This is a genomic window from Nitrososphaera sp., assembly GCF_050748925.1.
Taxonomy (GTDB): Archaea; Thermoproteota; Nitrososphaeria; order Nitrososphaerales; family Nitrososphaeraceae; genus Nitrososphaera.
On sequence record NZ_JBOGQF010000112.1, the window covers coordinates 1 to 5,782 of the forward strand.

Below are 5,782 nucleotides of genomic sequence, written 5' to 3' on the forward strand. Positions count from 1 at the left end.
CGATAGACAAGGCCCTCGGCGACAGGTCAAGGATAGTGAGGTTTGGCAGCGCCATGGTCCCGATGGACGAGGCGCTTGCATATGTCGCCATCGACCTCGTAAAGCGCCAGTACCACAGGGCGGACCTGAAACTGGAGAGAGACAGCATTGAGGGCGTGCCGAGGGAAGACCTCGAGCACTTTGTGCGGTCGCTATTGCAGAACCTCAACGCGTGCACGCACATGATAGTCGAGTACGGCGACAACGACCACCACAAGGCCGAGGCGGCGCTCAAGGCGTTTGCGCTCGCACTCAGAGCAGCTGCCGGCACCGACGGCAAGAGAAAGGGAGTCCCGAGTACAAAGGGCGCGATGTGAGCAAAGATGAAGATAGCGATATTTGACTATGGCGCAGGGAACCTTTTCAGCCTGAAGTCGGCGCTAAAGCGCAACGGCGCCAGGAACGTCGAGATAATCTATGACATGCAGGACCTTGAAAAATACGACGGCCTCGTGCTCCCGGGCGTCGGCAACTTTGACCCTGCCATCAGGTCTATCGAGAAGGACGCTAGAAACCTCTCGTCCGCGATAGAAAAGGGCATGCCGGTGATGGGGATATGCCTCGGCATGGAGATGCTCTTTGACAGGAGCGAGGAGGGCAAGCTCGAGGGGTTAAAGATACTGGATGGCGACGTCGTGATGCTGCCAAAGGGCAAGGTCAAGGTCCCCCACATGGGATGGAACAACCTCAAGGTAAAAGGAGAGAGCCGGTTCCTAAAGGGGGTAAAGGACGGCTCGTGGGTCTATTTCGTCCACTCGTACCGGACTGCGCCCAAAAACAAAAAGCTGGTCGTGGCGACTTCTGACTATGGCACCAGCGTCCCGGCGGTGGTGGAAAAGGGCAACCTCGTAGGCGTGCAGTTCCACCCTGAAAAGTCAGGCGACGTTGGCGGCGTGATGATCAAGAACTTTATCGAGATGTGCAGGGAAGCGGCGAAAAAATGAGGGTAATGCCTGCAATAGACGTCATGGGCGGGAGCGTAGTGAGGCTGGTAAAAGGCGACCCGGCCAACAAAATAGTGTACAGCAACGACCCTGTCGAGATGGCCAAAAAGTGGGAGGCGGCTGGTGCGGACATGCTGCACGTTGTCGACCTTGACGCGGCGCTTGGCACAGGCAATAATTCAGAGGTCATTGCAAAAATAGTTTCATCAGTCAAGGCGCCGGTACAGGTCGCTGGCGGCATCAGGACGCCAGAGGTGGCCAAGGAGGCGCTTGAAAAGGCCGCCAGAGTAGTCATCGGCACCATGGCCTACAGCGACCCGGAGGCAGTCAGAAAGCTGGCGAAAAAACATCACGGCAGGATAGTGATATCCATCGACCAGGCAGGCGGCAAGGTGATGGTCAAGGGGTGGCAAGAGTCGTCTGGCGTCGGCGTGCAGGACGCGATAGTTCAATTTAGGGCGATGGGCATCGACGACTTTTTGCTGACAAGCATAGAGCGTGACGGCACGCTCGCCGGCCCCGACATTTCCGCGCTGTCCCAAGCAGTAGCATCGGGGGCCAGGATCATAGCCAGTGGAGGCATTTCAAGCGTCGAAGACGCGCTGAGGGTAAAGAGCGCGGGGTGTTCGGCAGTCATCCTTGGCAAGGCGATGTATGACGTCAGGGTGAGCGTAGAGAGGGTGAAGGCTATAGCATGACACTTGCCAAGCGCATAATCCCGTGCCTCGACGTCGACAGCGGCAGGGTGGTAAAGGGGGTCCACTTTGCAGACGTCAAGGACGCCGGTGACCCTGTAGAGCTGGCGAAAAAATACAAAGAGCAGGGCGCCGACGAGCTGGTGTTTCTCGACATAACGGCGTCGACTCAGGGGCGCGACACCATGAAGAACGTGGTGAAAAAGGTCGCGACGGTGATAGACATCCCGTTCACGGTCGGCGGCGGAATAAAAAAGCTCGAAGATGCTCGCGACATCTTGCTGTCAGGCGCAGACAAAGTTTCGATCAATACTGGCGCGGTCAAGAACCCAGGGCTGGTGACGCAGCTGATGGATATCTTTGGCAAGCAGTGCGTCGTGGTGGCGGTAGACGCCAAGAGAAGGTACGGCGACACGACTGGCAAGACTGAATTCAAAGACGGCAAGGGCAGGCACTGGTTCGAGGTGATGATATACGGCGGCAAGGAAGGGACGGGCCTTGACGCGATAAAATGGGTCAAGGAGGTAGAGTCACGGGGCGCCGGCGAGATCCTGCTCACGAGCATCGATGCGGACGGAACGGAAAACGGCTACGACATCGAGCTGACAAAGGCCATCTGCAAGGCAGTCAGCGTGCCGGTCATTGCGTCAGGCGGCTGCGGCAGCGCAAAACACATGCTCGACGTGTTTGAAAAGGCAGATGTCGATGCTGCACTTGCCGCGTCGATATTCCACTATGAAAAGTCGACCGTCGACAAGGTGAAGAGATACCTGAAAAAGAGCGGCGTCAGGATCAGGATATAGCGCGTGTGCGCGTTTCCAGTGGAAAATGCTGGAAACAACAGTTCTTTTATACCGGCGGCAGCGCCTGCGCCGATAGGTATGGTGGTTGGGGGGGGGCAAAAGCAGATTACCTTGCGCTAGAAGTGCATTACGTCAGCTCGGTCTTGCAGGAATAGTCACTCCCCACCGCTGTATCAATTCTGTCGCCGATTCCCGGGTTACGCAGTACGGTCGTCCGTCCGGGTGTATGACAAGCCTGTATTCCTCGGGCTCCAGAATACCTCCACATATCACGTCTTGGGCCTTTACCCCTGCTTTGAATTGGTGCAGAGGAGAGATCGTGCCGTCCTTCTTTACAACCACATCTGGGACTACTGTTTCAGTAATGCAGTAGTCTGGGATCTCGTCGCCATGGAACGGCTCCTGCCAAAGCAAATATGCCCATGCAAGCTCAATCCCAATACTTTCCTTAAACGGGATTGAAAACACAAAAAAGCACTCTGTTATTTCAGGAGTAGGAACTTGAGGCGGTTCCATTCCATTGATAAAGAGTACTGGTGGTTCAAACTGATCAGAATTAGAGTTTGTGTACGGATAGTTTCTAGGGTACTTGATCTCCAATATCCCGCCGTCAACAGAGCTTACATTGGCCGAAGCCCCCATTTGCGCCCGAAAGTTCTCTGCTGTCCCATTAATCACGCGATACTGGATCTTGAATATCTGGTCCGGCTTTGGCGGCTCTGCATAGCTGAATCTGCCCACCGCAAAAGCCGTCTGCCATCCCAGACGGCCCAGTTCTATTACAGACACAGAATTTGAGCCCGCATTTGCCACGTACAAAAGGCCGCTGTCCGGGTTAAAGGCGACGCCCTCGGGAAACTCGCCCACCTTTATCGAATTTCTCACTTTGTTAGATGCGCCGTCGATGACTGATACGCCTTCTCCATAGCTGGTAACGTAGATCGTGTTTGTTTCCTCATCAACTTCCATCCGCTGGGGATCGAGGAAAGTAGCCATCTCGTCAACTCTTTCGCCTGTCGAGCCGTCTATTACAGAAATCGACTGCGAGCCAAAATTAGACACGTAAATCATGTCAGTCTGCTCATTCACTCCAATGCCATTTGGCATTCTCCCTGTTGCCACAGTGTTGACGACTCTGTTATCCGAGCCGTCAATGACCAACAGGGCGCCAGAATCCCTCGTCACGTAAACCTCATTTGTTTTCGAGTTTACCGCGATGGCCCGCGTGCTTTCCAATACATCATAATCCGGTTTCAGGTCTGCAACCTTGAACGTCGATTCAATCTCATTTGAAGCGCCATCTATGACTGAAACCAGAGCCTGCCGGGCAGGCCCGTTGTTCAGCAGCACGTACACCCTGTTCGTCTCCGTGTTGACGGCTATGCTTTGTACTGACCGAGTTCCGTACTCTGAATAATCAAGTGCCGCAACTACCTCGTTTGTCGTCCCATCTATGACGGAAACCGTGCGGGGGCTTCTGTTTACAGTGTAAACGATATGGGTATCAGAATTGACTGCCAGGTCCCAGGGTTCCGGCCCGACAGTTATGATGTCAACAACTTTGTTTGTCGCAGAGTCTATCACGGTAACGGTGTCTGAATTACGGCTGGCGACGTACACCAGATTGGTTTCATGGTCGATGGCAACGCCGGACGGAGAGCCGTTATCCCACCCTTCCTTGCCCAGGGAGACTGTACTAATGGGAAAGGATTCTTCAGTTGCATATGCAGGAGCCGAGAGTGCAACAGGCAACAGCATCAAGGATGTCAATAATAGCACAGCAATCGGCTTGCAAAACACCGGCTGGAGCAATACACCCGGTTCAGCTGCGGTTCTAGTACTATAATTTTATGGAATCGGATTGTGTAGAGATATTCCCCTACGATTCACCTAATCTTATCTCCATCATGACCCGCCTTACGTCACATTTTGCTCAACGACTGATGCTTATTGATATGTCGCGAGGCGCGTGATACCCTTTTCCTGATTATCCCAAGGTCCTTCTTACAAAGGTCCTGGCATAGCTGTCAGCTGCTCGTTCTTCCCTTTCGTTGCGGGCATAGTAACCTGTGACGGGATCGGGTATGATTTGATAGTCCAGCATGTCCTTTGCGCCATAGCAGTTTACCAGGTGATGATAAAACTCGTGCAAGATCGTCGTCATTGTGGTCCCCTCGGGCCTGAAATACGCTGTCATTTCATCAGAATAATACACAGCCAGGGCATCTTTGCAGACCATGTCATTAATGGGAAACCTATGCTGAAATATTGTCCTCATTGACGGGACGCCATATACCTTTGAGAGCATGTCGAGCTGCTTGTGCGCTTTTTGTCCTGCACAGGGTCGTAAACATCAAGCAAATTTCTCTGGGAGGTAGTCTCAGTTCGCTGACTTGCTTGACGGGTTGAAAAATTGTGACAGGCTCCAGGACTTCAGCCGGGGGTTCAACTGTCCCTACCAACTCGGCTCTGATAATATTGCTTATGGCTTCTTTCATTTTCGTATAGAATTCCGTTGTAATTTCATGTTGGGCATTGTGGTACCTGGCTCCATGCAAGTAGATGTAAGGCAAGCCATTGATAATCGTGAAACTCATCGAGCTGTAGCAATACATTGAAACGTTGGTTTGCCCACGATTCCAGAACCGGGCATCGAAATGTGCGCGCAACTTTGGGACGCCGACCACTTCGACATCATCTAGATCTTCACGAGGATTCATTATTTCATACAGTGCCTTGAACAGTCTTTCAAACGCTATATCTGTAAAGAGGGAATACTGCTTGTGAAACTCGGCGCTATGGATCCAGACAGACGGGACAGATATGCTGTTTTCAATGACAATAGCCTCGTCCATACCTGCAATGCTAATGGCAACTCTGTCATCTGACGCATAGCCTTCAGTGAAGGCACCGTCCAGTTCGACTTTGATTACGCTCTGTTTCGTACTGCCTAAGGCAGGTATGGTTGAGTCGTAACGTCGTCTCTTGCCTTCATCAGTAAGAGTATCATAGGCCATCTGGACAACCCTGAAAATTGCAATAGCTTCCTCCGACTTGTTGCGGTCTGGATGGTACTGAAGGGCAAGCATCCTGTACGCTCGTTTTATTTCGTCCTTGTCGGCATTATATGTCACACCCAGAATAGAATAGCAGTCATAGCTATCAAGAGTCGTGGACTCTTTTTGAGGAGGATTTCCATCCTTGTTGCCGTCTTGGTTTTTGGCACCCTTGTTTGGTGCTTCTCTCTTCCATCTCATCTATGCGACTTTCCTATCCGAATAATGTACAGCCAAGCTACCAT

7 protein-coding genes are annotated in these 5,782 nt (G+C 52.5%); 4 read left to right on the plus strand and 3 right to left on the minus strand.

Features of this window, described 5'->3' with window-relative positions:
• From ACREAY_RS09245 to hisF, 4 genes are all read left to right on the plus strand, one after another.
• The coding region (locus tag ACREAY_RS09245; RefSeq protein ID WP_431755483.1) for an imidazoleglycerol-phosphate dehydratase at positions 1-356 on the plus strand (356 nt) is incomplete at its 5' end.
• A 6-nt stretch (positions 357-362) separates the two neighbouring features.
• Positions 363-983: an imidazole glycerol phosphate synthase subunit HisH gene (hisH, locus tag ACREAY_RS09250; protein ID WP_431755484.1), complete on the plus strand. Its 621-nt coding sequence runs from the start codon at positions 363-365 to the stop codon at positions 981-983.
• Between the two features lie 5 nt (positions 984-988).
• Positions 989-1,681 carry a 1-(5-phosphoribosyl)-5-[(5-phosphoribosylamino)methylideneamino]imidazole-4-carboxamide isomerase gene (gene hisA / locus ACREAY_RS09255; RefSeq protein WP_431755485.1) on the plus strand — a complete coding sequence of 231 codons (693 nt, stop codon included), beginning with the start codon at positions 989-991 and terminating at the stop codon, positions 1,679-1,681.
• Entirely contained in the window at positions 1,678-2,481 is an 804-nt protein-coding gene (gene hisF, locus ACREAY_RS09260) for an imidazole glycerol phosphate synthase subunit HisF (RefSeq protein WP_431755486.1), read from the plus strand. Before hisA ends, hisF begins: the two co-directional genes overlap by 4 nt.
• A 132-nt stretch (positions 2,482-2,613) precedes the next feature.
• Here the strand turns inward: hisF and ACREAY_RS09265 are convergent, their stop codons facing one another.
• From ACREAY_RS09265 to ACREAY_RS09275, 3 genes are all read right to left on the minus strand, one after another.
• On the minus strand, positions 2,614-4,293 hold the full coding sequence (locus ACREAY_RS09265; RefSeq protein WP_431755487.1) for a YncE family protein: 1,680 nt from the start codon (positions 4,291-4,293) through the stop codon (positions 2,614-2,616).
• A 175-nt stretch (positions 4,294-4,468) separates the two neighbouring features.
• On the minus strand, positions 4,469-4,645 hold the full coding sequence (locus ACREAY_RS09270) for a hypothetical protein (protein ID WP_431755488.1): 177 nt from the start codon (positions 4,643-4,645) through the stop codon (positions 4,469-4,471).
• 91 nt (positions 4,646-4,736) lie between these two features.
• Positions 4,737-5,738 (minus strand): J domain-containing protein, encoded by a 1,002-nt coding sequence (locus ACREAY_RS09275; RefSeq protein WP_431755489.1) that lies wholly within the window; start codon positions 5,736-5,738, stop codon positions 4,737-4,739.
• Positions 5,739-5,782 lie beyond the last annotated feature (44 nt).

What these genes read in the sequence shown, in the direction of transcription:
- ACREAY_RS09270 (WP_431755488.1), bottom strand. Translation starts at nt 4,645, where the DNA reads ATGACGACGATCTTGCACGAGTTTTATCATCACCTGGTAAACTGCTAT.
- hisH (WP_431755484.1), top strand. Translation starts at nt 363, where the DNA reads ATGAAGATAGCGATATTTGACTATGGCGCAGGGAACCTTTTCAGCCTG.
- hisA (WP_431755485.1), top strand. Translation starts at nt 989, where the DNA reads ATGCCTGCAATAGACGTCATGGGCGGGAGCGTAGTGAGGCTGGTAAAA.
- ACREAY_RS09275 (WP_431755489.1), bottom strand. Translation starts at nt 5,738, where the DNA reads ATGAGATGGAAGAGAGAAGCACCAAACAAGGGTGCCAAAAACCAAGAC.
- hisF (WP_431755486.1), top strand. Translation starts at nt 1,678, where the DNA reads ATGACACTTGCCAAGCGCATAATCCCGTGCCTCGACGTCGACAGCGGC.